The sequence below is a fragment of the Kitasatospora sp. cg17-2 genome, assembly GCF_054031055.1.
In genome coordinates this window covers 4,918,115-4,944,151 of sequence record NZ_CM132923.1, presented here as the reverse complement: position 1 = coordinate 4,944,151, position 26,037 = coordinate 4,918,115, and the positions used below count along the sequence as shown (strand labels likewise).

Here is a 26,037-nt window from a genome sequence, read left to right as displayed (position 1 = left end):
CGGAAGGCTCCGGCGCCCCCGTCCCGAGTGCCTGACCGTTCGTCGGAATGGTCGGGGCGACTCGGGACATTCTCGAACGGTTGGTGAACGACGCGCAGCGCCGGCGGGAGTGCTTGGCGCGCGGAAGGTGTGCAGTCGGTGAAAGTTTAACGAGAGAGAACTTCGCGGCCAACGGAGAAAGTTGTGCATTTCGTGGCCTTCCGGCGCTCTCGTGTGCACACATAGCTTTACTCCCGTCTCGGAGAGAAACCGGACCGTGGGGGAGCAGTGGACGCGTCTGGCCGCGGTCACACCGCAGCAGGGGCAGGTCGAGGGGGATTCCGGGCCGAACGGGCGCCGGACGGACGGTACCGCTGGCAACTGAAGGCGCCGAACGGGCGCGTTGTCGCGGTCACCGCGGCCGCGTACGAGACGGCCGCGGAGGCGGAGCGCGGCTTCGACGGCTTACGGGTCGTCGCGGACGGGCTCACCGCCCGGATCACGCACGTCCGGGACGGCATCGGGTGGGTCTGGGTCGTCCCGGGCACCCGCAACCTCCCGGAGGTGCGGTCGAGCCGTGCCTACGAGCGGTACGCGACCTGTCAGAACGCCTTCCGGCGCTTCGTGGTGCTGCTGGCGAAACAGTCGCCCCTCGAACGCCCCGAACCGATCGAGCGGGGGCCGTCGTTGAGAACGTCCGATGTCCGCTGACCGACGCGGGCCGCGCCTGCTCACCGTCCCGGTCGGCGACCGTTCGCTGTCCTGGGCGCTGCGCGCGGCGAACGGCAGACAGCTCGGCGTCGGTGTGCGCACCTATCGCAACGAGCAGGAACTCACCGACGCCGTCCGTGAGTTGATCATCGAACGGACCGCACTGCGGTGCACCGTCGGCCAGTCCGAGGCCCGGCTCTGGGTGTGGACGGCGTACCTGCCGGTCCGCACCACCCGTCCGGGCGCCGCCGAGGGCGCCGGGCCGGTGGCCCGCAGCGCCCGGGGCTACCTCCGGCGCGACCAGTGCCAGGCCGGCGTGACCGGATTCCTGTCCGGGCTCCAGCGTCTGGGGCAGGAGTCGCGCCGCCCCGGCCGGGAGGACAGCTGGCCGTTCTGACGGCCCGTCCCGCCGTCCCGCAGCCGCCTTCGGGCGGCTGTTCGTGCTGGCCCGGCACCACCACCCCGTTCCCCCTCTTCCGGTGAAGCGCAGGTTTCCGGCAACCCCCCGAGTCGCCACCTGGAGAAGAACGTCACCGGCCTCCCACCTGCGGCTTTCCCACCCTCCGCGGCCGGGCTGACCTGTCGCTAAACCTCTCCGAACCGAGATATCGACAATCGGCGGCCGCACCGGTCGGCCCTTCCGACGGAACCGCGCCGACCGACAGGATCGGCACTGCCGGAGCGGCCACCGCGGACGTGGCCACCGGCCCTGGGACTGACCACCAGTACCCGGGCACAGCGATGTACTGCTCTCCCACCGGAGGAAGAGGAACATGCGCAAGACCGCTGCCAAGCTGCTCGCCGCCGTCGCCATCGCCACCTCGGTCGCGACCGTCGCCACCGGCACCGCCGTCGCCGACCCGTCGACCCTGCCGACCCTGCCGCTCGCGCAGGACATCGTGGGCGTCGGCTCGGACACCACCCAGGCCGTCCTGAACCAGTTCTCCACCGACTACAACGCGTTCCTGGGCGCCAGCAGCACCCTGCCGCGTCTGTACAGCTGGGACGCGACGGGCACCTCGCCGATCGTCACCAAGACCGGCGCCCAGACCTCCCCGGCGTTCGCCCGCCCGAACGGCTCGGGCGCCGGCATCGCCGCGCTGGACGCCACCTCCAAGACCACGGTCGACTTCGCCCGCTCCTCGCGCGGCCCGAAGAACAGCGTCCCGGGCGTCCCGGGTGACCCGACCACCGACCTGTTCGTGGCCTTCGCCAAGGACGGCGTCTCCGTCGCCACCGCGACCACGGGCAGCAACGCGCCGACCAACCTGTCCAAGAACGACCTGATCAACATCTACAACTGCACCTACACCAACTGGAACCAGATCCCGGGTTACACGGGCGCCGGCGGCACCATCAAGGCGTTCCTCCCGCAGGTCGGCTCCGGCACCCGCTCCTTCTTCCTGTCGGCGCTCGGCCTGGCCAACGGCGGCGCCTGCGTCCTGGCCAACCCGACCGTCCAGGAGAACCAGGGCACCGACCCGATCCTGAACGACGCCAACGCGGTCGTTCCCTACTCCGCCGCCCACTACATCGGCCAGGTCTACAACGGCCACAGCAGCGGCAGCGACGCTGCGGGCAACCTGACCCTCCGTTCGATCGACGGCATCTCCCCGATCGACGCCACCAACGGCCTGGCGAAGGCCTTCACCGACACCTCGTTCGGCCGCGTGGTCTACAACGTGGTCCGCGAGGCGAACTGGAACGCCACCGACACCCAGGGCACCGCGCTGCGCGCGATCTTCGGCACCACCGGCTGGGTCTGCAAGAACGCCACCGCCGCCGCCGACATCAAGAGCTACGGCTTCCGCGCGCTGCCGACCGGCGCCTGCGGCACCACCACCCACGCGATCTGATCGCAGCACCTCCGATCGCAGCGCACCCGTACTTCCGGCGGCCAGGGGCTTCCGCCCCTGGCCGCCGGGCCACGTCGGGCCGTCCGGGACGACTCCGGGCGGGCCGGCGGTACCACCGCAGGACCGCACCACCTTGAGAACGCACCACCGCACCACGGCCCCATGGCCGAACCGTTCCATGTTCCACACCAAGGAGAGCAGTATGTCCCGCACCAGCGCCCGTCTCGCCGCCGTTGCCACCGCTGTTGTGCTCGCCACCACCGGTGCGGCCACCTCGGCCTCCGCCGCCACCCCGGCCACCGGCAGCGCCGTGGTGAACGAGAGCAACACCTTCCTGATCAACTCCCTCTCGGCGGGCGTCATGGTCTTTGCCCTCCCGACGGCCACCGGCTCCTACGACAGCGCCACGGGCCTGTCCGCCGCGTTCCCGGTGACCGGCGGTTCCGCCAACCTCCCCGCCTTCTACGGCGACGTCCAGCTGGGCGGCGGGCTGCTCTTCATCAACCTGCGCACCGGCAAGACCGCCGTCTTCAAGAACCTGGCCTTCAACGTGGGCAACTGGCAGATCACCGGTGTCCCGCAGGGCGGCACCTCGCCGGTCGCGCTGCTCGACCCGGCCGGCGACAGCTCGGTCACCGGCAACGCCGCCGCCAGCACGCTGACCGCCAGCGACCTCCAGGTGGACGAGGAGGGTGCGAAGTACCTCGACACCAAGCTGAACACCTCCTTCTTCACCGCGGGTCAGTCGGTGGGTTCGCTGAACCTCACCTTCAAGGCCGGCAGCTGACACGCACCAGGTAACGGCGGCGGGGTCCGGATGTCCGGGCCCCGCTGTTCCGCGCTCGGGGAAGCCGGCCGTGAATTGTGATCAAACAGTGCTGTTCGCAGGCGAGTTGTGGCCTCGTACACCCTGGCGATCCACGGCGGCCATGTACGGCTGGCCGAATGGTGACTGACCATCGGCGGCATCTGGCCAACTCGCGCCGGGGTCCGGCCGGTTCCCCGTCTACGCGCGAAGCGCGGTCCTGGAGGTACACGTCATGAGAGTCCGTCCACCGGGTTCGAGAGCCCTGGGGAGGTGGAGGAGGGGGCTGTTGGCGTTGGGGACGGCCTGGGCGGTCGTGGGGGTCTCGGCGATCCTGCCGCTGGGTGCGGGAACGGTTCCGCAGGCGGCCGCGGCCAGCGCGACGACCGTGGACGGGCCGGCGCTCTGGCGCCCGGTCACCAAGGACTACGGTCCCAAGGGCAAGATCACCGTCTCCTCCACCACCAACCTCAGCAACGAGGTCGTCCACGTCTCCTGGGAGGGCTTCACCCCGACCGTGGACCCGATGGGCAACCCGGTGAAGTTCGTCAAGCTCAACAGCCCCACCGGCCAGGAGCTCTATCCGGTCCGCGTCTACCAGTGCCGGGGCACCGACCCCACCGTGCACGACTGCTACGGCAGCACCAAGTTCAACCAGGACCCGGCCAAGGGCTTCCTCCAGCCCGCGCCCCCGCCGGGCACCATCACGCCGGACTTCCCGTTCAACGGCGCGGTCCGGGTCACCGGCCCCGACGGCCGCGGCGAGGCCGACATCGAGGTGTGGACCGCCGAGGAGAGCCCGGCCCTCCGCTGCGACGCGACCCACCCGTGCTCGCTGGTGGTCGAGGCCAACTACGGTGGTGACGCGCTCGGCTTCACCACCGACAATCAGAAGATCGACTGCTCCAACCACTCTCTCGACAACCCGATCGAGAGCGAGTACTACGCGATGGCCTCGGAGTCGATCTTCGCCATGAGCGGCGCGGAGAACGACACCTGGAACCCGGGCGAGAGCTGTGCCTGGGCCAACCGGGTCGTCATCCCGCTCTCCTTCGCGCCGACCGCCGGCGACTGCCCCAGCACGACGCAGGACCTGCTGGTCGGCGGCCTGGCGATGGCCAACCGCGCGATGCAGCAGTGGCGCGCCGGTCTGTGCCGGGGCTCGAACCCGCTCGGGGTCGACTACATCGGGAACCTGGGCGAGCCGCAGACCCGGGCGAACTTCCGGAAGCAGTCGGGGCCGGACGTCGCCCTGACCGCCCTCCCGGAGAGCGAGCCGGCGAACCGGCCGTACGTCTACGCGCCGCTCGCGACCTCGGCGATCTCGGTCGCCTACGTGGTCGACGACGCGGCGAACTCCGGCCAGATCAAGACGCTCAACCTGACGCCGCGGCTGCTGGCGAAGATGCTGACCCAGTCGTACGCGATGGTCAAGGGCGTCACGATCGACTCGGTCGCCAACAACCCGGTCTGCATCTTCGAGGACAAGGACTTCCTCGACCTCAACCAGCTCGACCCGGCGAGCGGCCAGCGCTGGCCCAAGTGCACCGAGCAGGCCTGGCTGGCCGACTCGGCGCCGATCGTGCTCGGTGGCACCACCGACCTGATCTACCAGCTGACCTCGTGGATCGCCGCGGACCCGGAGGCGGCGGCCTTCATGCGGGGCGAGCCGGACCCGAACGGCATGCACGTCAACACCTTCTACCAGCAGCCCACGTTCGCCGGTTACCCGGTGGACGCCATCAGGGTGCAGGACTACTCCGGTCCTGACGCGTGGAAGATGTACGAGATCAACCCGCTCAACAACGGTCTGGCCCAGGTCGCGCGCAACCTGCTGATGTCCAAGCCGACCTGCCAGTCCCCGTTCGCCGACGTGGACGGCAAGCACGCCAGCTGTGCGTCGGTCGACCCCGGCCGCCGCGGGCTTTTCGCGATCATGGACAGCGGTCAGGCCAAGGCCTACGGCATGCCGGAGGCCGCGCTCCGCAACCCGGCCGGGCAGTTCGTGAAGCCGACCCAGGATGCCCTCCGGGCCGCCGTCGCGACCATGCCCGTCGACCCCGCCTCCGGCACCCAGAAGCTGCCGTACGGCGTGGCCGGAACCGAGTTCGCGAGTTCGGCGCAGGCGTACCCGCTGTCGGTCGTGCAGTACGCGATGGTGCCGACCGGCGGCCTCTCCGCGGCGAAGGCGAAGGCGGCGTCGGAGTTCCTGCGGCGGGTGACCGACCCGGCCGAGGGTCAGGTCTACGGCAACGAGCCCGGTCAGCTGACCGCCGGGTTCCTCGCCCTGACGGACGACCAGCTGGCGCAGGCGCGGTCCGCCGTGACGCACGTCGCGGCGCAGGACGGCAAGTACCCCGGCAACCAGCCGGGGCCCGAGCCGACCGAGCCCGAGGGCGGGAACGGCGGCCAGACCGGCGGCAACGGCGACAACGGTGGCCAGACCGGTGGGAACGGCGACAACGGCGGGACCACGGGCGGTACCGACGGTGGAACCACCGGCGGTGGTGACGGCGGTACGACCGGCGGGACCACCGGCGGCACCGACGGCGGCACGACCGGCGGGACCACGGGCGGTACCTCCGGCGGTTCGACCGGTGGCACGACCGGCTCCACGGGGTCCACGGGCTCCACGGACACGGGCGGCACCACCGGTTCGACCGGCACCACGGGCACCACCGGCACCACCGGCACCACCGGTTCGACCGGCACGTCGGGCTCGACCGGCAGTGGCACGTCCGGCGGCTCCGGGACGACGGGCTCCGGTTCGACCGGTTCGACCGGTTCGACCGGTACGACCGGTACGACCGGATCGGTCGGCGGCACCGCCGCGGTCCCCGCGGCCCCCGCACCCGTGCCGTCCGCGGCCCCGGTCAAGGCGAACGCCGCTCCGGCGGCCACCCCGGCCGCCACCACCGGGCCGCTCGCCGCCGCCCCGGTCGCTGCCGGAACGCCGGCCGCCGACCGTTCCGGCGGGGCCAGGCTGCTGCTCCCGATCGCGCTGATCGTCGGCGCGGTCCTGCTGGTGGGAGGCCCGTTGGCACTCGTCCTGGCCGGTACTCCGGCCGGCGCGAGGATCGCCGCCGGGGCGTCCGGGGTCTGGGCGCGCCTGCGTCCGGGCCGCCGCGTCTGACGACGCACGTTCCGACTCGGCGGGGCCGCTGTCCCGGCCCCGCCGAGTCCCTTCCCCGCCCCCGCCAGTCTCCCTGCACCTGTCCCGTACCGAGCGCGCCGGAGAGCAGACCATGACAGCCGCCGCCGAGCCCGCGACACCGTTCGCCGAGACTCCAGGCCAGCCGGACCACGATGTACCCCGTACCATCACCGCCCCGTCCACGCCCGGCGACCGGGTGTTCCGCGGTTTCCTGCGCGGGGCCGGGCTCTCAGTCTTCGCGATCATGGGCCTGATCGCCTTCTTCCTGATCCTGCGCGGCGCCGACGCGCTCCGCGCGGTCGGCTTCTCCTTCTTCACCGAGCAGAAGTGGCTGACCCAGGCGCACAACTTCGGCATCGCCTCGGTGCTGCCGAACGGCCTGCTGATCGCCGTCATCGCCCTGGTGATCGCGGTCCCGGTGGCGCTGGCCACGGCCGTGTTCATCTCCGAGTACGTACCGGTCCGGCTCCGGGCGACCCTGATCTCGCTGGTCGACCTGATGGCCGCGATCCCCAGCATCGTCTACGGCCTCTGGGGCCTGTTCTTCCTCCAGCCGCGGATCATCGGCTTCGTCCGCTGGATGTCGAACCACCTGGGCGACACGATCCCCTTCCTCAAGGTGCGCACCGGCGACATCGCCAGCTCCTACACCTCGTCGACGTTCATCGCCGGCGTCGTCGTCTCGCTGATGATCATCCCGATCGTCACCTCGCTCAGCCGCGAGGTGTTCTCCCAGGCGCCGCAGGGCGAGCGGGAGGGCGCGTACGCGCTCGGCTCGACCCGCTGGGGCATGGTGCGCACCGTGGTGCTGCCGTTCGGCAAGGGCGGGGTGATCGGTTCCGTGATGCTCGGCTTCGGGCGCGCGATGGGCGAGACCATCGCCGTCGCGCTGATCATCTCGCCCAACTTCGAACGGATCAGCCACGTGCTGGAGAACGGTGCCAACTCGATCTCCGCACTGATCGCCCTGCGCTTCGGCGAGTCGGACCCGCTCTCGCTCTCGGCGCTGATGGCGGCCGGCCTGGTGCTGTTCGGGCTCACCCTGCTGGTCAACGTGGCGGCCGGGTTCGTGATCAACCGGTCCCGCTCCGGCGCGGCTACGGCGGACTGACCGTGGACCTTTCCTCCCGCCCCCGCCTGCTGCCGCCCCGTCGTGAAGGGACGACCCGATGACCACACTCGACCTGCCGGCCGAAACCACTCCGGCCGAGGCCCAGGGCCCGGCTCCGGCCTCGCCGGGCACCGCGCCACCGCCCGAGCGCCGGATCAGGATCGGCGGGGTGACCCGTGAGGACGTGCTGACGATCCTCGGCGCCGCGACCGGATCACTGGCGCTGGACTGGATCCTCTACGAGCGCGTCATGCCGTTCAGCGGCGCGTTCGGCTTCGTGCTCTGCTGGTACCTGCTGTTCCTGGTCGGCTACACCCTGCTCGGCCGGCTCCAGTGGGGCGCGCTGCTGGTGCGCGAGCGGCTGGTGTCGGTGCTCGCCTGGAGCGCGGGCCTGACGGTGGTGACGCTGATCCTCGACCAGATCGGCTATGTCACGATGCGCGGCTACGAGGCCGCCCAGCACCTCAACTTCTTCACCCAGTCGATGGAGACGACCTCCGCGCTCTCGCCGATCACCTCGGGCGGCGCGCTGCACGCGATCATCGGCTCGCTCGAACAGCTGGGACTGGCCACCCTGTTCGCGGTGCCGCTGGGCATCTCGGCGGCGGTCTTCATGTCCGAGGTCGGGGGGCGGATGGCCCGCCCGGTGCGGACCCTGGTGGAGGCGATGACGGCGCTGCCGTCCATCGTGGCCGGTCTGTTCATCCTCGGCGTGGTGATCATCACCCTGGGCTTCGAGAAGAGCGGCTTCGCCGCCTCGCTGGCCCTGACGGTGATGATGATGCCGATCGTCACCCGCGCCGCCGAGGTGGTGATCCGGCTGGTGCCGGGCACCCTGCGGGAGGCCTCCTTCGCCCTCGGCGCCAGCCAGTGGCGCACGGTCTGGAACGTCGTGCTGCCGACCGCGAGGCCCGGCCTGGTGACCGCGGTCGTGCTCGGCATGGCGCGCGGTGTCGGCGAGACCTCGCCGGTGCTGCTGACCGCGGGTTTCACCACCCAGCTCAACGCCAACCCGTTCCACGACCGCCAGGTGTCGCTGCCGCTCTACATCTGGAACTACGTCAAGCAGCCGTACCCCGACATGGTCGCGCGGGCCTTCGCGGCAGCCCTGACCCTGATGGTCATCGTGCTGATCCTCTTCGTCACCGCGCGCGTGCTCGGCGGGCGCCGTCCCGGCCAGTTGACCCGTCGTCAGCGCCGTCGGATCGAACGGGGAGCCCGGGTCGCCGAGCAGTCCGCCCGCGAGCGCCGGACGGTCGTGGCCGCCGGGCCCGCCGTGGCGGGCGCGCACCGTACGTCCGGAACCGCCGCGGCAGGAGCGAGCTGATGTCCGTAACAACCACCCACCGTACCCGAGGAGTTCCCATGTCGTGGGAGGCTGTTCGCCGACCCGTGGCACGTACCGCCGCCATGCTGCTCACCCTGTGCCTCACCGGGGCGGCGCTGCTGCTGGGACAGGCCGTCCCGGCGTTCGCGGCCACCTCGCTGAACGCCGACGGGTCGAGCTGGGCCGGTCCGGCCATCGACCAGTGGCGCAATGACGTCAACCCGATGGGCATCAAGATCAACTTCAGCCCGTCCGGTTCCGCGGCCGGCCGCAACCAGTGGGCGATCGGCCAGAACGACTTCACCGCCTCCGACGTCCCCTTCCGCACCCAGCCGGACACCGGCCTCGGACAGGGCGGCCACGACGGCGGCGCGGGCAACGCCGAGAACCCGGTGTACGGGTACTCCTACGTCCCGATCACCGCGGGCGGCACCGCCTTCATGTACAAGCTGACCGTCGCCGGCAAGCAGGTCCGCGACCTCCGGCTCTCGCCCAAGACCGTCGTCGAGATCTTCACCGGCAAGATCACCAACTGGAACGACCCGAAGATCACCGCCGACTACGGCAGGGCGCTGCCCTCGATCCAGATCACCCCGATCGTCCGCTCGGACGGCTCGGGCGCCACCGCCCAGTTCACCCGGTGGATGCAGCACACCTACCAGGCGGAGTGGGAGGGCTACTGCAAGGGCATCAACAACGTCCCCTGCGGCGACTACACGGAGTTCTTCCCGAGGTCCGGCCGGATGATGGCGCTCAACGGCTCCGACGTCGTCGCCAACTACATCATGGGCTCCGCGGGCGAGGGCACCATCGGCTACGACGAGTACGCCTTCGCCAAGGGCAGCAACTGGCCGGTCGTCAAGGTGCTGAACCCGGCCGGGTACTACACCCTGCCCACCGCCTCCAACGTCGCGGTCGCCCTGACCGCCGCCAAGATCCGCGGCGTCGACGACAGCACCCCGGCGAGCGACCCGAACTTCCTGCAGCAGAACCTCGACGGCGTCTACACCAACAGCGACCCGCGGTCCTACCCGGTCTCCAGCTACAGCTACCTGATCGTCCCGCGCAAGGACGCCGCGCTCCCGCCGCCCCCGCGCTTCAACGACGACAAGGGCAGCGCGCTCAGCCGCTTCATCTCGTACGTGCTCTGCGCCGGCCAGGGCAAGGCCGACGAACTGGGCTACTCGCCGATCCCCCGCAACCTGGTCCGCGGCGGCATCCTGCAGAGCACGCACATCCCGGGCAACGCCAGCACGGTCGACCCCAACACGCTCGCCAACTGCCCCAACCCGACCTTCACCGGCGAGGAGCTGACCGTTCTGAAGAACGCGCCGCAGCCCAGCCCCTGCGACGCCAAGGGCACCCCGCTGGACTGCAAGGTGGAGAACGGCAAGCCGGTGTCGGGCGGAACCACCTCGGGCGGCTCCGCCTCCACCGGCGGCGCGGCCACGGGCGGCTCCGGTTCGGGCTCCGGTTCGGGCTCGGGCGGCGCTGCCACCGGCGGCGCCGGCGCGGCGGGCGGTGCGGCCACGGGCGGCTCCGGTTCCACCGGCGGCGCGGCCACGGGCGGCGCGACCGGCGGTGCGGCCGCGACCGGCGGCGCCGCGAACACCGGCAAGGCCACCACCACCAAGACCCCCGGCTCCACCGGCACCGGCACCACCGGCGGCACGGGCACCACCGGCGGCGCCGGCACCACGGGCGGCACCGGCGGTGACGCCGGCACCGGCGGGGCCGCGGCCGACCCCAACGCCCCGGCCGTCGGCGCCGACCCGAACGCGCCGGCCGACGGGGGCGACGGCCAGGGCGTCGAGGAGGTCGTCGACCCGCAGACCGGCCAGGTGGTCGCGCGCGGCCGCGGCAGCGGCACCGCCACCGAGGTGGCCGCCGACGTCGTCGAGGTCGCGGGCCGCCCGGAGGACTGGACCCTGAGCACGCTCACGGCGCTCGAACTGCTCGCCGTCGTCATCGTCCCGCCGCTGCTCGGCCGCCGGCTGCTGCGCCGCCGGCAGACGGGCGGCCGGTCATGACGGCGCCCGCCCTGGAGAAGCCCGCCGGGACGGCGCCCGGCCGCGCCCGCCCCGGCGGGCGCGGCCCCGCCCGCCGCCCCGGCCCCGGAGACCGCTCCGGCCGGGTCCGACGGCTCCGGCCGGACGGCCAAGCGGGTCAGGTTCCTGCAGGCGGCCTGGGCGGTGAGCCTGCTCGCGGCGATCACCATGGGCTTCGTCGGCTACCTGTTCACCCTGTCGCACGTCCAGCAGAAGCACTTCCAGTCCACCGCCTACAAGTCCTTCCAGGACCAGCTCGGCAAGGCGACCGCCCCGACCGGAAAGGCCGCCGACGGCTCGCCCGTCGCGCTGCTGGACATCCCGGCGATCGGGCTGCACCAGGCGGTCGTGGTGGAGGGCACCACCGGCCGGGACCTCATGCGCGGCCCCGGCCACCGCCGGGACACCGCGCTGCCCGGGCAGACCGGGGTGGCGGTGCTGTTCGGCCGCGGGGCGACCTTCGGGGCGCCGTTCGGCGAGCTGAACAAGCTGCGGGTCGGCGACAAGATCGAGGCCACCACCGGCCAGGGCAAATTCACCTACACCGTCAACGTGTACGGCGACCAGGACCACCCGATCGTCGACCCGGTCCGCAACCGGCTGGTGCTGGTGACCAGCGACTCCAACTGGATCCCGGAGTCGACGGTGATGATCGGGGCCCGGCTGGACGGCGACCCGGTGGCCAACCCCGGCGGGCGTCCCGCCACCGTGCCGTACGACAAGGCGCTGGCCGCCGACAAGGGCGCGCTGGCCGCGCTGCAGCTGTGGACGCTGGGACTGCTCGGCGCGGTGGTCGCCGTCGTCGTGCTGGCCCGGTACTGGCACCGCTCGGCCGCCTACCTCAGCCTCGCGCCGGTCGTCGGCGCGCTGCTCTGGGCGGTCTACGAGAACGCCGCCGCCCTGCTGCCCAATCTCTACTGACGCGCGCCCGGAGGACCGTACCGATGACGGATGCACCGATGACCGACGTACCGCCCAGCCACGGGCCGGGCGAATCGGCCGAGACCACGATCACCCTGCCCGCCGTCCCCGCGGGAGTCGGCGGCGGCTACGCCGGACACGGCGGCCAGCAGCTGCTCTACCCGCAGGACGCGCACTACCAGGGCTACCCCGAGGAGCCGGTGCTGGCCGGGCTGGAGACCCGCGAGGTCTCCGCCTGGTTCGGCGCCCGCAAGGTCCTGGAGCGGGTCTCGCTCGCCATGCCGGCCGGCGAGGTGACGGCCCTGATCGGGCCGTCCGGCTGCGGCAAGTCCACCTACCTGCGGATCCTCAACCGGATGCACGAGATGGTCCGCGGCGCCGCGCTCTCCGGCGAGGTCCTGCTGGACGGCGACGACGTCTACCGCCCCGGCCGCCGCCCGGCCGAGGTGCGCCGCCGGATCGGCATGGTGTTCCAGCGGCCCAACCCGTTCCCGGCGATGTCCATCAAGGACAACGTCGCCAGCGGGCTCAAGCTCGCCGGCATCAAGGTCACCAGGGACGAGCGCGATCACCTGGTGGAGACCAGCCTGCGCCAGGCCGGCCTCTGGGACGAGGTGGCCGGCCGGCTGGAGGCCCCGGGCGGCTCGCTCTCCGGCGGCCAGCAGCAGCGCCTGTGCATCGCGCGGTCGCTGGCGGTCTCGCCGGACATCCTGCTGATGGACGAGCCGTGCTCGGCGCTCGACCCGACCTCGACCCGCCGGGTCGAGGAGACCATCGCGGAGCTGCGCGGGCAGCTCACCATCGTGATCGTCACCCACAACATGCAGCAGGCCCAGCGCGTCTCGCAGAGCTGCGCGTTCTTCCTGGCCACCCACGACACCCCGGGCCGGATCGTCGAGCACGGGCCGACCGAGCAGGTCTTCCACCACCCGCGCGACCAGCGGACCTCGGACTACGTCAACGGCCGCTTCGGGTAACCGTCGGCCCCGACCGCTCGCCTACTCGTCGCCGCGGTGCCGGAGGATCTCCTCCAGCACCGCGGCGACGCCGTCCTGCTCGTTGCTCACCGTGTGCAGCGCCACCGCCGCCAGCACCTGCGGGTGGGCGTTGGCGACGGCGTACGCGGTACCCGCCCAGGCCAGCATCTCCAGGTCGTTCGGCATGTCGCCGAAGGCCACCACCTCACCCCGGTCGATCCCCCGCCCGGCGCACCAACGGGCCAGCGTGCTGGCCTTGGTGACGCCGGGCGCGCTGATCTCCAGCAGCGGGATCGGCGCCGAGCGGGTGATCTCGGCGAGGTCCCCGGCGGCCTCCCTGGCCTCGCCGAGCAGCTTGTCCGGGTCCAGGTCCGGGTGCTTGGCGAGCAGCTTGAACAGCCCGCGCACCGGCCCGCCGGCGCCGAGCAGCTCCTCCGCCGGACCCACCGGGTGGTTCTCGTCCTGCCCCCACATCCGGACCTCGTAGCCGGGCTCGCGGGCGAACCCGGCCGGGTACTCGAAGGCGAACGCGATGCCCGGCAGCTTGGCCCGCAACCGCCCGACCACGGCGAGCGCCTCCGCCTCCCCCAGCGGGAACGACTCCAGCAGCTCGCCCCGGTGCACGTCCACCACGGCGCCGCCGTTCGAACAGATCGCCACCCCGTGGCCGCCGATGTGCGCGCTCACCTGCTGCATCCAGCGCGGCGGCCGGCCGGTCACGAACACCACCTGGATCCCGGCCGCCTCGGCGGCGGCCAGGGCGGCGGCGGTGCGCCCGGTGACGGTGCCGCCGGAGCAGAGCAGGGTGCCGTCCAGGTCGGAGGCGATCAGCCGGATCGGGGGAGCGGTGCGCGGTGTGGTCACCGACCCATCTTCGCCCACGCACCGCCGGCGGGTCACCGGGGCGGGTGGCCCGGCCCCGGATCGATCTTTGCGGCACGTTTCGGCCCCGGCCGCACCGGTTTCCGGCCGATCACCCCGCCCCCGGGGTGTCCCACCGCCCCCGACCGGGCAGGACTCCCCTCGGCCACCCCGTCGGCAGGAAGAGCCATGCCAACTCGCCAGGTCCGAGACGAGAGCCCCCCGACCGCCCCCGAGGACGCCCCGCCGCCCTCCCGCGAGCCGGTCCTGATCGGCGACATCCTCTTCGACACCCTCGCCGACCTCGCCCGCCGCACCACCCCGACCCACCCCGTCCACCTCCCCGCCCAACGGCCGCACCCCTGAAGCAGGGGCCCGGTGCGGTCGGCGTCACCGCGTTCGGCCAGGTCCGGCTCAGATCGCGATGAGCCGGACCCGGTCGCCGCAGAGCCTGGCCATGTCGTCGACGTCCGAGGTGAGCATGGCCACCGGCCCCGGCTGGCGGAGGGCCATCTCGGCGACGGTAGCGTCGATGGCGTACTTGTGGCCGTGCAGACCGGCCTGCTTGAGCAGTGCCGCGGAGGCCCTGGCGGCATGCTCGGTCACCGGCTCGATCCTGACCTGTGAGAGGACCCAGTTCAGTCGGGCGGTGTTCGCTTTGGCGTGCGAGATCTCCACGATGGTGTTGGCGCCGATCACGAGACCGGCTGCCATCGAGTGGAACGCGCTGATCATCGCGAGCACCGCACGGTCCTGCGAGATCCAGGCGGACATCCCCTGGGAGTCCAGTACGACGGTCTCGATGCGCTCGCTCACGCGGCGGCCGCTCCGCTGCCGGATTCGGACGAACCGAAGATCCTTGCGTGCGCGGCTGTGAGTTCCTCCTCCGTGAACGCGCCGTGCTCCTCCTCGTACCGGCGCAGCTCGTCACCGAGCAGTTGATGCCTGATCTGTCGGGCGACCGCCTCGGCGACGTAGCCGGAGACGTTGTCCGTGAGCTTTTTCAGCTCGGCCACCTGCTCGGTGGGCAGGGTGACGGTGATCCGCGTGGTGGCTGCCATAGGGCAAGCATACCGCCGGTATGCACGTCCCGGTGGTGCGAGAGACAGCAGGCGGCCCCGCCCGCCGGCGCGGGCGGGGCCACCGGCTCAGGGGGCGAGGCGCTTCAGCGCCGCGGTGGTGAGGCCTTCGACCGAGGCCGCGGGGCCGGTGAGCTCGACCAGGGCGACCCGGGTGCCGCTGCGCAGGACGGCGACCCCGCCGCTGGCGGCGCCGTCGCCGTTGTAGGAGGGGTACCAGTGGGCGGTGCCGCCGGCGGCGGTCAGGGTGTGGGCCGCGCCGTAGTACCAGTGGCCGGCGGGCTCGTTCTGGCAGGACTGGACGAGCGCGACGAGCTGCTGCTCCCAGGTGGTGGCCACAGGCCCGGTGGGGGCGCTCGCGGCCGACTCGATCAGCAGGCCCTCGGTGGCGAAGGTCCAGGTCACGGAGGCGTACGCGGTGGCCCGGCCCTTGGTCAGGTCGTGCATCGTCTCCTCGCCGGAGCACGCGGACAGCCCCTGGCGTCCGGTCAGCGCGACGGTCGCGCCGACCGGGTCCAGGCCCTGCCGGACCTGGTCCTCGCTCTGGACGAGGGCGGCGGAGCCGAGCCCGGTAGCGGTCGTGGCTGGCTGGGCTGTCGCGGCCGACTGTGCGGTGGCGGTCGGGGGAGCGGCGACCGGAGCGGGGTGCGCGGCGTTCCGCGCGGCCCCGTCGGCGGTGGCCGACCGGGCGCCGACGACGCCGACCGCGACCAGTGCGGCGGCGACGCAGGCCGCGGCGGCGACCCGGTGGCGGCGGACGGACTTCTGCTGGACGGCCCGGTTCTCGGTCATCTGTTCCCCCTGCTGGTCGGGACGCCCGCTGCGTCCTCGTACAACCGGGGAGATGCCGCCGGAGGACGGAAAGTCGGATCCCCGGCCGGCTGTTTCAGAGCCGTGACAGAGCGGTCCTGACGACGCGGTCCATCGCGGCCGTCCCCAGGCAGGTGTGGACCTCCAGCACCCCGTAGTGGCTGCCGCTGCGCAGTACGGCGACGCCGCCGCAGGGCTCCTCGACCTCCGGCGCCCTGCCGGTGGTGTTGAGGAGTCCCTCGTAGGTGCCCATCCAGCTCGCGGTGACGTCCGGGGCGAACCGCACCGTCGTGGTCCTTCCGTAGACCCAGTGCCCCGGCGGCTGCTTCTGGCAGGTCACCTGCTCCTGCAGCAGGCGCTCGGTGAAGTCCTGCGCCAGGGACGGGCTCGGGGCTTCGGCGGCGACCTCGCGGGCGACCTGGTCGACCTTGTCGGTCGCCCAGGTCGGGTCGTCCGGGTCGGTGCGGAGGCTGGTCGTCAGTCCGCGGAAGTGGGCACCGGGCACGCCGAGGGTCTGGGTGAGGGTCTTCTCGCCGGTGCAGGCCGAGTTGGCGTAGAACCCGTCGCCGTACCGGTCGGTGACGTGGATCCGCCCGACGGGGACCTCCGGGCGGAACGCCGTGGGTTCCAGGAGGTTCTCGGTCGTCACCGGCCCGGGCGCACCGGGTGTTGCGGACGCGTCGGGAGCACCGGTCGGGGAGGCAGCGGCGGAGGCGGACGAGGAGGCGGACGCGGACGCCGGGACGGACCCGTCGACCCCGTCGACCCCGCCCGGGGGCGGCGGCAGGACGAACCGGCCGGTCGCCAGCCCGAGCACGGCGGCCGCCACCAGGGCGGCGACGGCGGACCGGGGCCGGACCACGGCGTGGCCGCCGCCCGCCGGGGGAGCGCCGTTCACGGACCGGTGACCAGGCGCTCGCGCATGAAGCGGCGGGCCTTCTGGATCCGGTCCTTGACCGTGCCCATCGGGGTGTCCAGCTGCTCGGCCACCTGGGCGTAGGTCAGGTCGCCCAGGTCCCGCAGCACGAAGGACTCCACCAGCGCGGGGTGCTGCTGCTCCAGCGCGGCCAGCGCCTCCATCACGTCGAGCCTGGTCCCGGCGATGACGCTGGTGGTGCGCGGGTCGACGGCCTCGGGGAGCTCGGCGTGGCTGTCCTCGGAGCGCCGGCGCATCGAGCGGTAGGTGGACCGGGCGGCGTTCGAGGCGATCACCGTCACCCAGCCCAGGAAGGAGCCCCGGCCGTCGTACCGGTCCAGGTGCCTGCTGATGGACAGCAGCGCGTCCTGCGCGGCCTCCTCCGCGTCGGCGTGGTGGGGCAGGAAGCGCGAGCAGCGGCGCAGCACCACCGGCCGCAGCTTGGCCAGCAGGTACTCCGTCGCCCCCGGGTCGCCCGCCCGAGCGGCGGCCACGAGCCGTTCCAGCTCACCTTCCTCGAACACCCGGATCCCCCGTTCCGTCCCGCCCGTACCGCGTCCGCCGAAGAGGAGTTCCGCGCTCCCCCCGACTCCGGCAGAATGCTGCCACATGCGCAAGCTCGGCCGTTACCTCCTGCTGGAGCGGCTCGGAGCCGGCTCCTTCGCCACGGTCTGGAAGGCCTACGACCCGGAGCTCGACACCGAGGTCGCGGTGAAGGTGCTGGCCGAGAACTGGGCCGCCAACGCCGATGTGCGCGAGCGGTTCCTGACGGAGGCGAGGCTGCTGCGCCGGATCGCCAGCCCGCGGGTGGTCCGGGTGCACGACGTCGGGGTGCAGGAGGACCGGCCCTACTTCGTCATGGACCTCGTACGCGGCGGCACCCTGGCGGACCGGGTCGGGCAGTGCGACCCGCGGGAGGCGCTGCGGCTGGCCGCGGAGGCGGGCCACGCGGTCCAGGTCCTGCACGAGGCGGGCGTGGTGCACCGCGACGTCAAGCCGTCCAACCTGCTGCTCGCCACCGACCCCGCGCCCGCCGCCGTGCTGGTGGCGGACCTGGGCAGCGCGAAGCAGCTGGCCGACGCGTCCGGGCTGACGGTGACCACGGGCACGCCCGCGTACATGGCGCCGGAACAGGCCTTCCAGACCGGCGGGTTCGACGGCAGGGCCGACGTGTACGCGCTGGCCGTGGTGGCGTACGAGCTGCTGACCGGTCAGAAGCCGTTCGGCCCGGGCGGGCGCGCCACGGCCATGGCGACCGACCGGCCGAGCGCCTCGACGATGCCGGAGCTCCCGGCGGGGGCGGAGCTTCCCCCGCACGTCGCCCTGCTGCTGCGGGCCGCGATGTCCGTCGAGCCGGCGGACCGCCCGCCGACCGCCCGGGCCTTCGCGGACGCGCTGCTGGCTCCGGCCCCGCAGCCCCGGCCCCCGGAGGGCCGCGGGTGGCCGATCCCGCGCGCGGTCCGGCTGACCCCGCGCGCGGTCCTGCTGGCGTCGGGGGCGGTGTTCGCGGCGACGACGCTGCTGAGCTGGCTGCGGCGGTGAACTCCCACCACGAGGTCGTCAAGTCGCGGGCCGTCGGCGGCCGAGAGCTCCCGTAGGGTCGACGGCATGCGACTCAGTACGGTGATCCTCCCCATCCACCGGTGGAGCGAGGGGCAGAAAGTCTGGCGGCGGGCCGAGGACCTCGGCTTCCACGCCGCGTACACCTACGACCACCTGTCCTGGCGGTCGTTCCGGGACGAGCCGTGGTTCGGCTCGCTGCCGACGCTGACCGCGGCGGCCACCGCCACCGAGCGGATCCGGCTGGGGACGCTGGTGACCTCGCCGAACTTCCGGCACCCGGTGACGCTGGCGAAGGAGCTGATCACGCTGGACGACGTGTCCGGCGGCCGGCTGACCCTCGGGATCGGGGCCGGCGGGACGGGGTACGACGCGACGGCGACGGGCCAGGAGGCCTGGTCGCCGAAGGAGCGGGCGGACCGGTTGGGGGAGTTCCTGCCGCTGCTGGACGAGCTGCTGACCCATGACGCCACGACCCGCGAGGGGACGTACTACTCGGCGGTGGAGGCGCGGAACATCCCCGGCTGCGTGCAGTCGCCGCGGGTGCCGTTCTACGTGGCCGCGACCGGCCCGCGCGGGCTGCGGCTGGCCGCCGAGTTCGGGCAGGGCTGGGTGACGTACGGGGACCCGAAGGGCCCGGCGGACGTGCCGGTGGAGCAGGCGCCCGCCGTGGTCGCGGCGCAGATCGCGAAGCTGACGGCGGCCTGCGAGGCCCGCGGGCGGGACGTCGGCGAGCTGGAGAAGGTGCTGCTCCAGGGCTCGACGGCGGAGAAGCCGCTGGAGTCGCTGGACGCCTTCGTGGACTGGGCCGGGACGTACCGGGAGCTGGGGATCACCGAACTGGTGGTGCACTGGCCGGTGCCGGACTCGATCTTCGCCAACGACCTGGCGGTCTTCGAACGGATCGCCACCGAGGGCCTCGCCCAGCTGGGCTGAGGGCTGCGGCACGCGGACGGTCCCGGGCCGTCCGCGTGGTGACAGCCCCTAGGGGACGGGCGGGGCGGTGTCATCCCGGAGGTGCAGGCGGGCTCGTCATCGCAGCCCATGTTCACAAGGGCACACGCGCACTACGTTGAGCCTGTGTCCACTGTCATCAAGACGGACGGCCTCACCAAGAGGTTCCCCCGGGTGACTGCCCTCGATCAGCTGACCGTTGAGGTCGAGCCCGGGGTGGTCGGCCTGGTGGGAGCGAATGGCGCCGGCAAGTCCACACTCATCAAGATCCTGCTCGGGCTCTCCCCGGCGACCTCCGGTACCGGGCGGGTGCTCGGGCTGGACATCGCCACCCAGGGGTCGGAGATCCGGGAACAGGTCGGCTACATGCCGGAGCACGACTGCCTGCCGCCGGACGTCTCGGCCACCGAGTTCGTGGTCCACATGGCGCGGATGGCCGGGTTGCCGGCCGCCGCCGCCAGGGAGCGGACGGCGGACACGCTGCGGCACGTCGGCCTGTACGAGGAGCGGTACCGCCCGATGGGCGGCTACTCGACCGGTATGAAGCAGCGGGTGAAGCTGGCGCAGGCGCTGGTGCACGACCCGAAGCTGGTGCTGCTCGACGAGCCGACCAACGGTCTGGACCCGGTCGGCCGCGACGACATGCTGTCGCTGATCCGCCGCGTGTACAGCGACTTCGGCATCTCGGTGCTGGTCACCACCCACCTGCTGGGCGAGCTGGAGCGCACCTGCGACCACCTGGTGGTCATCGACGGCGGCAAGCTGCTGCGCTCCTCCTCGACGGCCTCCTTCACCGGTGCGACGGCCACCCTGGCGGTCGAGGTGACGGACCACCCGGAGGACCACGGTCTGGACGCGAGCGCCGCGATGCGCACGCGGCTGGTGGCGGCGGGCCTGTCGGTGGAGACGGAGGGGCCGCGGATCCTGCTGGTCCGGCTGGCGGGCGACGAGACCTACGACGCCATCCGGGACGCGGTCGCGGGGCTCGGGCTCGGCCTGGTCCGGCTGGAGCAGCGGCGGCACCGGGTCGCGGAACTGTTCACCGGCAGCACGGACACCACGGAGAGTACGGCCGACGCGGAGAACGCCGACGGCGCCCGGACGACGGAGAACGAGGGGAGTACCGCAGATGTCGCTTCCTCCTGAGTCCCGGCCGGCCGACACCGGCGTCATCCACGACATCGGCTACCGCGGCTACACCGGGCCCCGGCTCGGCCGGGGCTACGCCACCCGCTCGCTGTTCACCCAGAGCCTGCGCGCCGCGTACGGCCTCGGGCGGTCCGGCAAGTCCAAGGTGCTGCCGATGCTGGTGCTGGGCGTGGCCACCGTGCCCGCCCTGATCATCGTCGCGGTCGCCGTGGTCACCGGGGTCGACAAGCTCCCGGTGGACTACGCCCAGTACCTGAGCGCGATCGGCCTGGTGGTCTCGATCTTCCTGGCCTCGCAGGCGCCGGTGCTGTTCTCCCGGGACCTGCGGCACCACACCGTCCCGCTGTACTTCTCCCGGCCGATCACCCGCACCGACTACGTCCGGGCCAAGTTCGGGGCGATGGCCTGCGCGCAGCTGCTGCTGATGCTGGCGCCGCTGCTGGTGCTCTACATCGGCTCGCTGCTGGTCGGCCTGAAGTTCGGGGACCAGACCGCGCACTTCTTCTACGGTCTGACGGCCGCCGTGCTGTACGCGCTGGTGCCGACCTCGGTCGCGGTGGTGATCGCCGCCACCACGCCGCGGCGGGGCTTCGGGGTGGCCGCGATCATGGGCTACCTGGCGGTGACCACCGCGGTGGTCGGGGTCGTGGTGGGGCTGTCCACCACCACGGTCGGCTTCGACGAGCCGCTGCCGACCTACCCGCAGTGGGCCGCGCTGCTGTCGCCGGGCGGGCTGGTGGAGAGCCTGACCAACGAGCTGTTCGACCTCGGCACCGGCCCGCAGCGGATGCACGCGCCGGGCGGGCTCGGCGTGCTGGTGTTCACCCTGGTCGCCGTCGTGATGGTGGCCGGCTCGTACCGGCTGCTGCTGCGCCGCTATCGGAACGTTTGAGAGGGCGTCATGGCCACCATCACCATCGACAAGGTCTCCCGCTGGTTCGGGAACGTGGTCGCCGTCAACGACGTCAGCATGACGATCGGCCCCGGCATCACGGGTCTGCTCGGTCCGAACGGTGCCGGCAAGTCGACCCTCATCCACATGATGAGCGGCTTCCTGGCGCCGTCCACCGGCACGGTCACGCTGGACGGCGCGCCGATCTGGCGCAACCAGGAGGTGTACCGGCAGATCGGCCTGGTCCCCGAGCGGGAGTCGATGTACGACTACCTGACCGGTTGGGAGTTCGTCCTCGCCAACGCCGAGCTGCACGGCCTGCCCCACCCGGGCGCCGCCGCCCGCAAGGCGCTCGCCCTGGTCGAGATGGAGTACGCCCAGGAACGGCGCACCGGCACCTACTCCAAGGGCATGAAGCAGCGGGTCAAGATGGCCTCGGCGCTGGTCCACGACCCGGCGGTGCTGCTGCTCGACGAGCCGTTCAACGGCATGGACCCGCGCCAGCGGCTCCAGCTGATGGACCTGCTGCGGCGGTTCGGCTCGGACGGCCGGACGGTGCTGTTCTCCTCGCACATCCTGGAGGAGGTCGAGCAGCTGGCCCGGCACATCGAGGTGGTGGTGGCCGGCCGGCACGCGGCCTCCGGGGACTTCCGGAAGATCCGCCGGCTGATGACCGACCGCCCGCACCGCTACCTGGTCCGCTCCAGCGACGACCGGAAGCTCGCGTCGGCGCTGATCGCCGACCCGTCGACGGCCGGCATCGAGCTGGACTGGCAGGAGAAGGCGTTGCGGATCCAGGCGGTGAACTTCCAGGGCTTCACCACCCTGCTGCCGCAGGTCGCCCAGCGGGCCGGGATCCGGCTGTACACCGTGGCCCCGGCGGACGAGTCGCTGGAGAGCGTGTTCTCCTACCTCGTCTCCGCGTAGTCCCGGCCCCGGCCCCCGAGGGCCACCGACCGTCGAACGCCGACCACCGAACGCCGACCACCGAGCGGCACCCCTCACCAGGACCAGGAACCCCAGGAAGGCCGACCCACCATGAATCCGACCGTCGCCAGGCTGACGCTGCGCGGCCTGCTCGGCCGCCGCCGCGGCCTGCTGCTGCTGGTGGTCCCCGTCCTGCTGCTGCTCGTCTCGGCCTTCGCCGCCGCGGCCGACGGGAACCACCACGACCTGGTCGTCGACATCCTCGGCAAGCTCGGTCTGGGGACCCTGCTGCCGATCCTCGGACTGGTCGTCGGGACCGGCGCCATCGCCACCGAGATCGACGACGGCTCGATCGTCTACCTGCTCGCCAAGCCGCTGCCGCGCTGGAAGATCATCACCACCAAGCTGACGGTGGCGATCGGCATCACCTGGGCGTTCTCGGCGGTGCCGATGCTGCTGTCCGGGCTGCTGATGTACGGCACCAAGGAGGGCCTGGCGCTCGCCTACACGGTCGCCGCGCTGGTCTCCGGCGCCGCGTACAGCGCGCTGTTCCTGCTGCTCGGCGTGGTGACCCGGCACGCGGTGGTGGCCGGTCTGGCGTACGCGCTGGTGTGGGAGGCGGTGATCGGCAACTTCGTCGAGGGCGCCCGCAAGCTCAGCATCCAGCAGTGGGGGATGGCGGTGGCCGAGTCGGTGGCCGCCGAGGGCTCGATCACCTCGGTGGTCTCGCTCGGCGCGGCCGTCGTACTGCTGCTGGTGGTCGCGGTGGCGGCGACGGTGCTCGCCTCGGTGAAGCTGGCCGGGCTCACCCTGGCCTCCGAGGAGTAGGACCCCGGACACGGACACGGCCCGCACGGCTCACCGAGCCGTGCGGGCCGTTCGCGTCGGCGTCAGAGGGTGCGGTCGCGCCCGGCGCCCCAGCCCGCGACGGCGACCACGCCGGTCAGGACCAGCATCAGCGCCAGCACCGTGGTCCAGCCGCCGGTCGCCTGGCGCAGCGCCCCGGCCCCGACCGGTCCGGCCGCCGCGACCAGGTAGCCGACCGCCTGCGACATCCCGCCCAGCTGGGCGGCGCCCGCGGCGCTGTCGGTCCGCAGCACGATGAAGGCGAGGCCGAGGCCGAGCGAACCGCCCTGGGCGACGCCGAGGATGACGGCCGCCACCCAGGCGCCGGGCACCGGGGCGATCAGCAGGACGGCGATGCCGACCGCGTTGAGCAGGGCCATCGAGACGGCGAGCGCCCGCTGGTTGGTCATCCGCCCGGCGAACAGCGGCACCAGGAAGGCGCCGGCCACCTGGACCAGGTTGGAGAAGGCGAAGACCAGGCCGGCCTCGCCGCGGTCCATCCCGTGGTCGGCCAGGATCGTCGGCATCCACGCGACCAGCGTGTAGACCAGCAGCGACGAGATGCCCATGAACAGGCTGATCTGCCAGGCCAGCGGCGAGCGCCAGATCCCCTGGATCGGCCGGACCGGGGCGACCGGCGCGGCGGCGGCACCGGACACGGCGGCGGCACCGGCGCCGTCCCGGGCGGCCCGGGCCCGCAGCACCTGCGGCAGCCAGGCCACCGCCGCGACCAGCGCGAGCAGCGACCAGGCGCCGAGCGAGGCCTCCCAGCCACCGCCGAGCGCGTGCTCCAGCGGCACCGACAGACCGGCCGCCATGGTCGCGCCGACCAGCATGGTGGTCGAGTAGACGCCGGTCATCGCGGCGGCCCGGTCCGGGAACTCGCGCTTGACCAGGCCCGGCATCGAGACGTTCAGTACGGCGATCGCGACCCCGATCACCACGCACCCGGCGTACAGCGCCGCCACCGAGGGCAGCACCCGCAGCAGCACCCCGGCGCCGAGCACCAGCACCGCGCCCAGCACCACCCGCTCGGTGCCGAACCGCCGGGTCAGCCGGGGGGTGAGCGGCGCGCCGACGCCCTGGAAGAGCACCGGCACGGCGGTGATCAGTCCGCTCGCGGTGGCGGAGAGTCCGAAGGAGCGCTGGATCTCGCCCACCATCGGCGACACCGCCGCCAGGCAGGCGCGCATGTTCAGGGCGACCAGCAGGATGCCGGTCAGCAGCAGCGCGGGGTGGGCGAGCCGGGAGCGGACGGGGAGCGGGAGGGACGTGGTGACAACCGGCTGCTGGGCACGGGTGACGGCCATGGGTGGTGCTCTTTCGTGGGATTCGGAGTACGTCCGGGCAGGCGGACGGAACGGAAGGGGGGCCTCGGCCCGCTCACTTCCGGGCGGCGATGGCGGCGAGGAGCTGCTCGACGGCCGCGGTGGGTTCGGCGAGCAGCTCGCGACAGGCCCGTTCGGCCCGGTCCGGGTCGCCGCTCTCGATCGCGTCGACCAGCGCGGCGTGGGTCGCCACGACGACCTCGGGCATGTCGTGGTCGCCGAACGCCGTCCGCATCGACTCGCGCACCGAGGCGCCGAAGTAGCGGTACACCTCGGTCAGCGCCGGGTTGTGCGCGGCCTCGACGACGGCGGTGTGGAACTCCAGGTCGTGCTCGACGGTGGCCTCGCGGCCGGCCCGCTCGGGGTGCGAGGCGATCACCTCGGCCTCGCGGGCCAGCGCGGCCCGCATCCGGACGATGTCTTCGGGGGTGTGCCGCAGCGCCGCCAGCCGGGCGGCCTCGGCCTCCAGGGCGGCCCGGACCTCCAGCACGTCCCGCACGCCGGAGCGCTGCACCCCGCGCAGGACGGCGGCGGGGTCGCTGGTGGAGCGGACGAAGGTGCCCTCGCCCTGCCGGGAGACCAGCATGCCCGCGTGCACCAGCACCCGGATCGCCTCGCGGACGGTGTTGCGTCCGATCCCGAGGCGTTCGGCGAGCTCGTGCTCGGTCGGGATCCGCGTGCCGACCGGCCAGACGCCGCCGCTCAGCTGCTCCCGCAGCTGGTCGATCGCGGTGTCCACCAGGGAGCGCCGTCCGGCGGTCTGCAGCGTGTCGTTGCCGCTGTGCGCGCTGCTCATGGCGGGCTCCTCCCGGTCTGTCGGGGCGTGGCGGGGTCGGGCGCCCGGTGTGTCGAGTGCTCGGTCGTCGGTCATCCTACAACTGCTTGCCCGGTCATCCTACAACTGGGGATGAACAGCCCGGGAACCGTCCGGGGCGGCCTGGCGTTCCTCCGGACGACCGGCGCTCCGGACCGCCCCGGAAGGATCCGGGAGGGCGGGCCCGGTCCACACCCCCTGATGCGAGGAGAACGTCCGCATGGTGTTCAAGAAGCTGCTCGGTGCCCTGGGCGTCGGCGGTCCCGGTGTCGACACCGTCCTGAGCACGCCGGTCGTGCGGCCCGGCGGGACGATGGCCGGCACGGTCGAGCTGACCGGGGGGACGGTGGAGGCGGACATCCGGGGGATCACGCTGACGCTGGTCGCCCGGGTGGAGATCGAGCACGAGGACGGCGAGAGCACCGGCCTGTACCCGTTCGCGCGGTTCTCGGTCACCGCGCCGCTGAAGCTCGCGCCGGGCGAGAACCGCTCGATCCCGTTCGCCGTCCAGGTGCCGTGGGAGACCCCGGTCACCGCCGTCGCCGGGCAGCGCCTGCACGGCATGCAGCTCGGTGTGCGCACCGAGGTCGACATCGCGGGCGCGCTCGACAAGGGCGACTCGGACCCGCTGGAGGTCGAGCCGCTGCCGGTGCAGCACCGGATCCTGGAGACCCTGCTCCAGCTGGGCTTCCGGTTCCGCGCGGCGGACCTGGAGGCCGGGCACATCCGCGGCACCGGGCAGACCCTGCCGTTCTACCAGGAGATCGAGTACTCCGCGGCGCCGCAGTACGCGCACTCCTGCAACTCGCTGGAGGTCAGCTTCGTGACCACCCCGGACAAGGTCGAGGTGGTACTGGAGGCGGACCGCCGGGGCGGCCTGTTCGGCGGCGGCGGGGACGTGATCCGCACCCACGTGGTCGGCCACGGCCAGGCGGACGAGGACCTCACGGCGCTGGTGGACGGCTGGATCCGCGCCGCGCTCTGAGCTCCGTCCCGGCCTCGAAGCGCGGTT

The 26,037-nt window shown here is 72.6% G+C and carries 26 protein-coding genes; 18 read left to right on the top strand and 8 right to left on the bottom strand.

Annotated elements, in window-relative coordinates; translation table 11 throughout:
- Positions 1-267: 267 nt before the first annotated feature.
- From ACW14Y_RS20935 to ACW14Y_RS20890, 10 genes are all read left to right on the top strand, one after another.
- Positions 268-690 (top strand): DUF1508 domain-containing protein, encoded by a 423-nt coding sequence (locus ACW14Y_RS20935; RefSeq protein WP_380304087.1) that lies wholly within the window; start codon positions 268-270, stop codon positions 688-690.
- Positions 680-1,087: a hypothetical protein gene (locus tag ACW14Y_RS20930; RefSeq protein WP_380304085.1), complete on the top strand. Its 408-nt coding sequence runs from the start codon at positions 680-682 to the stop codon at positions 1,085-1,087. The genes ACW14Y_RS20935 and ACW14Y_RS20930 overlap by 11 nt, the downstream gene beginning before the upstream one ends.
- 376 nt (positions 1,088-1,463) lie before the next feature.
- Entirely contained in the window at positions 1,464-2,546 is a 1,083-nt protein-coding gene (locus ACW14Y_RS20925; protein ID WP_380304083.1) for a substrate-binding domain-containing protein, read from the top strand.
- 202 nt (positions 2,547-2,748) lie between these two features.
- Positions 2,749-3,333: a hypothetical protein gene (locus ACW14Y_RS20920; protein ID WP_380304081.1), complete on the top strand. Its 585-nt coding sequence runs from the start codon at positions 2,749-2,751 to the stop codon at positions 3,331-3,333.
- A 307-nt stretch (positions 3,334-3,640) separates the two neighbouring features.
- Positions 3,641-6,484: a hypothetical protein gene (locus tag ACW14Y_RS20915; RefSeq protein ID WP_456982893.1), complete on the top strand. Its 2,844-nt coding sequence runs from the start codon at positions 3,641-3,643 to the stop codon at positions 6,482-6,484.
- 112 nt (positions 6,485-6,596) lie between these two features.
- Entirely contained in the window at positions 6,597-7,616 is a 1,020-nt protein-coding gene (pstC, locus tag ACW14Y_RS20910; protein WP_380304077.1) for a phosphate ABC transporter permease subunit PstC, read from the top strand.
- Positions 7,617-7,674: 58 nt separating this feature from the next.
- Positions 7,675-8,943, top strand: coding sequence for a phosphate ABC transporter permease PstA (gene pstA, locus ACW14Y_RS20905; RefSeq protein ID WP_380304075.1), 1,269 nt, complete (start codon positions 7,675-7,677; stop codon positions 8,941-8,943).
- 65 nt (positions 8,944-9,008) lie between these two features.
- Positions 9,009-10,973 (top strand): substrate-binding domain-containing protein, encoded by a 1,965-nt coding sequence (locus tag ACW14Y_RS20900; RefSeq protein WP_456982890.1) that lies wholly within the window; start codon positions 9,009-9,011, stop codon positions 10,971-10,973.
- A 162-nt stretch (positions 10,974-11,135) separates the two neighbouring features.
- Entirely contained in the window at positions 11,136-11,912 is a 777-nt protein-coding gene (locus ACW14Y_RS20895) for a sortase (protein WP_456982888.1), read from the top strand.
- A 200-nt stretch (positions 11,913-12,112) separates the two neighbouring features.
- Entirely contained in the window at positions 12,113-12,889 is a 777-nt protein-coding gene (locus ACW14Y_RS20890; RefSeq protein ID WP_380304119.1) for a phosphate ABC transporter ATP-binding protein, read from the top strand.
- A gap of 21 nt (positions 12,890-12,910) precedes the next feature.
- Here ACW14Y_RS20890 and ACW14Y_RS20885 read toward each other — a convergent pair whose 3' ends face one another.
- Complete coding sequence (locus ACW14Y_RS20885) at positions 12,911-13,753, bottom strand: HAD family hydrolase (RefSeq protein ID WP_380304069.1); 843 nt, start codon at positions 13,751-13,753, stop codon at positions 12,911-12,913.
- A 186-nt stretch (positions 13,754-13,939) separates the two neighbouring features.
- Here ACW14Y_RS20885 and ACW14Y_RS20880 point away from each other — a divergent pair, with 186 nt between their 5' ends.
- On the top strand, positions 13,940-14,116 hold the full coding sequence (locus ACW14Y_RS20880; protein ID WP_266312023.1) for a hypothetical protein: 177 nt from the start codon (positions 13,940-13,942) through the stop codon (positions 14,114-14,116).
- Between the two features lie 48 nt (positions 14,117-14,164).
- Here ACW14Y_RS20880 and ACW14Y_RS20875 read toward each other — a convergent pair whose 3' ends face one another.
- The 5 genes from ACW14Y_RS20875 to ACW14Y_RS20855 all read right to left on the bottom strand — a co-directional run bounded on the left by ACW14Y_RS20875 (position 14,165) and on the right by ACW14Y_RS20855 (position 17,079).
- Complete coding sequence (locus ACW14Y_RS20875; RefSeq protein WP_043467048.1) at positions 14,165-14,566, bottom strand: hypothetical protein; 402 nt, start codon at positions 14,564-14,566, stop codon at positions 14,165-14,167.
- The gene (locus ACW14Y_RS20870; protein ID WP_043467052.1) at positions 14,563-14,811 is read right to left on the bottom strand and encodes a hypothetical protein; all 249 of its coding nucleotides are present in this window, start codon (positions 14,809-14,811) and stop codon (positions 14,563-14,565) included. Before ACW14Y_RS20870 ends, ACW14Y_RS20875 begins: the two co-directional genes overlap by 4 nt.
- A gap of 87 nt (positions 14,812-14,898) precedes the next feature.
- Entirely contained in the window at positions 14,899-15,621 is a 723-nt protein-coding gene (locus ACW14Y_RS20865) for a hypothetical protein (protein WP_380388391.1), read from the bottom strand.
- 94 nt (positions 15,622-15,715) lie between these two features.
- A complete protein-coding gene (locus tag ACW14Y_RS20860; RefSeq protein ID WP_456982885.1) occupies positions 15,716-16,537 on the bottom strand; it encodes a hypothetical protein in 822 nt (273 codons plus the stop codon).
- A complete protein-coding gene (locus ACW14Y_RS20855; RefSeq protein WP_380304060.1) occupies positions 16,534-17,079 on the bottom strand; it encodes an RNA polymerase sigma factor in 546 nt (181 codons plus the stop codon). The genes ACW14Y_RS20860 and ACW14Y_RS20855 overlap by 4 nt, the downstream gene beginning before the upstream one ends.
- An 85-nt stretch (positions 17,080-17,164) precedes the next feature.
- On the opposite strand from ACW14Y_RS20855, the gene ACW14Y_RS20850 reads away from it, so the two are divergent.
- From ACW14Y_RS20850 to ACW14Y_RS20825, 6 genes are all read left to right on the top strand, one after another.
- Entirely contained in the window at positions 17,165-18,097 is a 933-nt protein-coding gene (locus tag ACW14Y_RS20850; RefSeq protein WP_456982882.1) for a serine/threonine-protein kinase, read from the top strand.
- Between the two features lie 66 nt (positions 18,098-18,163).
- Positions 18,164-19,051, top strand: coding sequence for an LLM class flavin-dependent oxidoreductase (locus ACW14Y_RS20845; RefSeq protein ID WP_380442058.1), 888 nt, complete (start codon positions 18,164-18,166; stop codon positions 19,049-19,051).
- 108 nt (positions 19,052-19,159) lie between these two features.
- Positions 19,160-20,215, top strand: a complete 1,056-nt coding sequence (locus ACW14Y_RS20840) for an ABC transporter ATP-binding protein (RefSeq protein ID WP_380304054.1) — start codon at positions 19,160-19,162, stop codon at positions 20,213-20,215.
- Positions 20,199-21,110, top strand: a complete 912-nt coding sequence (locus ACW14Y_RS20835; RefSeq protein WP_380442054.1) for an ABC transporter permease subunit — start codon at positions 20,199-20,201, stop codon at positions 21,108-21,110. Before ACW14Y_RS20840 ends, ACW14Y_RS20835 begins: the two co-directional genes overlap by 17 nt.
- A gap of 9 nt (positions 21,111-21,119) precedes the next feature.
- On the top strand, positions 21,120-22,037 hold the full coding sequence (locus ACW14Y_RS20830) for an ABC transporter ATP-binding protein (RefSeq protein ID WP_380304050.1): 918 nt from the start codon (positions 21,120-21,122) through the stop codon (positions 22,035-22,037).
- Positions 22,038-22,148: 111 nt separating this feature from the next.
- Positions 22,149-22,865, top strand: coding sequence for an ABC transporter permease (locus tag ACW14Y_RS20825; RefSeq protein WP_380304048.1), 717 nt, complete (start codon positions 22,149-22,151; stop codon positions 22,863-22,865).
- Between the two features lie 62 nt (positions 22,866-22,927).
- Here ACW14Y_RS20825 and ACW14Y_RS20820 read toward each other — a convergent pair whose 3' ends face one another.
- Entirely contained in the window at positions 22,928-24,193 is a 1,266-nt protein-coding gene (locus ACW14Y_RS20820) for a CynX/NimT family MFS transporter (RefSeq protein WP_456982878.1), read from the bottom strand.
- Between the two features lie 73 nt (positions 24,194-24,266).
- Entirely contained in the window at positions 24,267-25,007 is a 741-nt protein-coding gene (locus ACW14Y_RS20815; protein ID WP_456982876.1) for a FadR/GntR family transcriptional regulator, read from the bottom strand.
- Positions 25,008-25,245: 238 nt separating this feature from the next.
- Between ACW14Y_RS20815 and ACW14Y_RS20810 the strand changes: the two genes are divergently transcribed.
- Positions 25,246-26,010 (top strand): sporulation protein, encoded by a 765-nt coding sequence (locus ACW14Y_RS20810; RefSeq protein WP_380306869.1) that lies wholly within the window; start codon positions 25,246-25,248, stop codon positions 26,008-26,010.
- The last annotated feature ends 27 nt before the right edge of the window (positions 26,011-26,037 follow it).